Here is a 3,380-nt window from a genome sequence, read left to right as displayed (position 1 = left end):
ACCAGGAGGCCGATGAGCAAGTCCGTTCGCTGCACCTCGTCGTCGGGAAACTCGACCTGTTTGCCGCGATGGTGCACGATCGGCTCGCGGCTGCGGATTGGGCGACGAAGCGGGACATCATCTGTACCCTCGTCAAGCGCATCGAGGTTGCCGATGATGTTGTCCGGGTGATCTTCCGGGTTGAGCCCGGCTTCTCAGGTCCACCTGAGACAGGTCGAACTTTGCACCATTGTCCAACACGTCGTGGATATGTGGCGCGCCACATATCCGTTCATAGGGGAAGTCCTTGCCTTCGACCTTCAAGAGGGCAAGATCAGTCTTGGGATCGGTGCCGATCACCTTGGCGTCGAGGGTCTTGCCGTCGTCCAGGGTGATCTCGACCGCGGACCAGTTCTCGATGACGTGGTTGTTCGTCACCACGTAGCCATCAGCCGAGACGAAGAAGCCGGAGCCCATCGACTGGCCGAACTGCCTCTGTTGCTGGCCCGGGCCCTGCTGTCCATCGCGGAAGAAGCGCTGCAGGGGATGACCTTTGGGCAGGTCGGGGCTCGAGAGGCCGGGATCGTCTTGGTCGCCGTCGCGGCTGGCCACGTTCTGGACCTTCACCTTGATGGACACGACGGCGGGCTTGACCCGCTCGATCACGTCGGCAAAGGACGGAGCACCCTGCACGGGCTGGGCCATGGACCGCAGTTCCGCATGAGCCTCGTTCGGAGCGATGAGCCCGGTCTGGACCGCGCCGCCGGCCATGAGGGCCGCCACGGCAACAGCACCGAGCCACCTGGTGGTGCGCATGGGGGCGCGATTGGAATTCACGTTCAGCATTTGGTCTTCCTCCCTGAACCTCTCGGGTTCGTCATGAGACCTGGATGCCAGTGCCGCCGTTACGTCATCCTGACGGGGACATGAAGACTTCGTAAGCTTGGAAGAGTGTCGCCCGAGTAGTGCGCTGTCTTGCGGTTCGGCCGTTGGGACAATGCCCAAAAACGGGCGGGCTGCGCAAAGGCCTGTCGAACACGAAAGCCACCGACTTCGCTTCGTTTGTCGATGCCTGTCTCGATATGTCAAGCCGATGGCTTGGAAGGTCAAGCGGATGATGCAGGCTTGTGTAGTCTCGACCTCATGCGACCGTACCGTGGGCACGTTGATCGTCGAGTGAGCCGCGTCGAGTAGAGCAGTCCGTGACGATAGCGAAATCCGCAAGAACCGCCCCCTTTACCGTCGACGACCAACCCGTGAACATGGAACGCCTGTCATGAGCATTGCCAACAAACTGAACATTGCAGCCCTTGCCCTGAGTGCCGCTCTCCTCGCGTCGGCGGCACCCGCTCTTGCGCAATCCTCCGTCAGGGTCGGGACACTCTCCTGCGACGTCTCGGCCGGCATCGGCCTGTTCGTCGTCCAGAAACAGACCCTTCGCTGCACCTTCACGCCGAACGGAGGCGGACGCGTCGATGCTTATACCGGCAAGATCGATGAATTCGGTGTTGCGCTCGGTGAAGTCGCGGCGGGACATCTCGTCTGGGGCGTCATCGCCGCGGCGCCAGGGTTGCCGAGGGGTGCGCTGGCGGGAACCTATGCCGGGGCCGGCGCCGAGGCCACGCTTGGCGTCGGACTCGGCGCTAATGTACTCACCGGCGGCACGGGGCGTGCGTTCTCGCTACAGCCCATTTCGGTCGAGGGGCAGGTTGGTCTCAACATCGCCGGTGGTGTGACGACCGTAACGCTCGTGGAGGCCAATTCGTAAATTGGTGCGGACGGCCCACGTGCGCGTCTCGCGGCTGCTCGCAAGCCTGCCTCCCGATGAGTTAGTCCGGCTTCACGCTCCATCCGGCAGGCCAGCCCGCATGAGCAAAGATCCGGGGCGGAAAGCGGCGGTGCTTATGGCTGACTTCATCAGGCCCACGCTTCCGCGACACCGATCGCCTTGGCACGCCATCATTCGTTCTGGTTCTGAGAATCTGCAAAGGAGAAGTCGATGCTCGTGAGATTGCCATTGTTCCTGATCCTGTCGGCCCTGGTCTCCGGTTGCGTGTCGGGCCCTTCAGGCGGACAGCCGCCAAACTACGTCGAGACCGAGCTCACCCAGAGCCCGATCCCGCGAGGATCAATGGTCGCGTCGCCGGATCTCCCCGGTGACATCGGCGGTCCCGAATAGGCTGCCTCTTCCATAGGGGCGCCTCTCCGAGACCCTGCATCAGCCCGCGGTCGCGCGCATGACTATGTTGGGATGCCGGTGACCAAGGATTGCTCGGCCACTCACAGCATCGCAGGCCACATCCGGTGCGTCACGGCACGTACGCGCTTGGCTCGTTGCCGCCGCATGGATCCGCGGCTCCCGTGATGCCTTGAGCGACGAGATGCTGACCACGCTGCGAGAAGTCTGGGGAGCCATCCCGATCAAGCCTGAAAGCGATACGAATGGCTGGTTTGGCACGTTCCGGAAAGGGGGCGAACTTCCGCTTTGGACAGGAACATCGGACGTTCCTATCAGTGAACGAATTTCACTACCTGACCCGCAGCAGACGATTTATTGCCGCCGTCGCGGTGCATGACCTCGAATGACCGGTCTACAGCAGGCAAAGTTCGGGACGCTTGCGCTTTCTGCGCGAGCAGGTTAGAAACTGAACTATATGGTTCAGTATGTAGATAATCATCTCGATCTCTCGTTTGCGGCGCTGTCCGATGCGACACGCCGGGGGATCATCGATCAGCTTGGGCAAGCGGACGCGTCGATCACCAACCTGGCGGAAAAGTTCCAGCTGACGCTGACCGGCATGAAGAAGCATGTCCAGGTTCTCGAGCGGGCGGGGCTCGTCGTCACGCAGAAGGTCGGACGGGTGAGAACCTGCAAGCTCGGGACAAACGGCCTCAAGGCGGAGGCCGAGTGGATCGAGGCGCACCGCAAGCTCTTTGAGGCCCGCTTCGAAGCACTGGACGAAATCATCGGAGAACTGAAACAGGAGGGAAGCGATGAACCGGCAAGCTAGCAGCGTAGGTGATGTGCAGAACCGCACGTCGGTCGAGCGCAGAGGGGATCGCGAACTCGTCGTGACGCGGATATTCGATGCACCGCCGAGTACGGTTTACAGGGCGTGGAGCCAGCCGGAGCTGTTCCGGCGCTGGTGGATGCCAAAGTCGGTATCCGGCGTTTCGCTCCTATCGTGCGATATCGATGTCCGCACCGGTGGCAAATATCGGCTGGAATTCGGCGCCGGCGGTTCGGACACCATGGCCTTCTACGGCAAGTATCGTACGCATCCGAGGTGGGCCGCCTTGTAGGAATTGTCGGATTTGGCACTGACTGTCCTTATTGACGTCAAAAAGGACAGTGCGGCTATGGATCGAGTTGAGATTGTCGATACGGGTCGGCGTCGTCG

General features: G+C 61.5%; 5 protein-coding genes and 1 pseudogene. 5 read left to right on the top strand and 1 reads right to left on the bottom strand.

The window, feature by feature from the left end:
• Positions 1–132: 132 nt before the first annotated feature.
• Entirely contained in the window at positions 133–825 is a 693-nt protein-coding gene (locus tag FS320_RS40400; RefSeq protein WP_152718124.1) for a trypsin-like peptidase domain-containing protein, read from the bottom strand.
• Positions 826–1,255: 430 nt separating this feature from the next.
• Between FS320_RS40400 and FS320_RS40395 the strand changes: the two genes are divergently transcribed.
• From FS320_RS40395 to FS320_RS40375, 5 genes and pseudogenes are all read left to right on the top strand, one after another.
• On the top strand, positions 1,256–1,747 hold the full coding sequence (locus FS320_RS40395) for a DUF992 domain-containing protein (protein WP_152718122.1): 492 nt from the start codon (positions 1,256–1,258) through the stop codon (positions 1,745–1,747).
• Positions 1,748–1,978: 231 nt separating this feature from the next.
• On the top strand, positions 1,979–2,158 hold the full coding sequence (locus FS320_RS40390) for a hypothetical protein (RefSeq protein WP_152718120.1): 180 nt from the start codon (positions 1,979–1,981) through the stop codon (positions 2,156–2,158).
• Positions 2,159–2,360: 202 nt separating this feature from the next.
• On the top strand, positions 2,361–2,555 hold the full coding sequence (locus FS320_RS40385; protein WP_152718118.1) for a hypothetical protein: 195 nt from the start codon (positions 2,361–2,363) through the stop codon (positions 2,553–2,555).
• A gap of 78 nt (positions 2,556–2,633) precedes the next feature.
• Positions 2,634–2,990 (top strand): ArsR/SmtB family transcription factor, encoded by a 357-nt coding sequence (locus tag FS320_RS40380; RefSeq protein ID WP_152718116.1) that lies wholly within the window; start codon positions 2,634–2,636, stop codon positions 2,988–2,990.
• A pseudogene (locus FS320_RS40375) lies at positions 2,974–3,252 on the top strand (SRPBCC domain-containing protein); the annotation flags it as partial. The gene FS320_RS40380 and the pseudogene FS320_RS40375, both read left to right, overlap by 17 nt.
• Between the last annotated feature and the right edge of the window lie 128 nt (positions 3,253–3,380).

Source organism: Microvirga tunisiensis, assembly GCF_009296175.1.
Taxonomy (GTDB): domain Bacteria; phylum Pseudomonadota; class Alphaproteobacteria; order Rhizobiales; family Beijerinckiaceae; genus Microvirga; species Microvirga tunisiensis.
The sequence above is the reverse complement of the archived record's forward strand: the minus strand, read 5'-3'. Positions and strand labels throughout refer to the sequence as shown.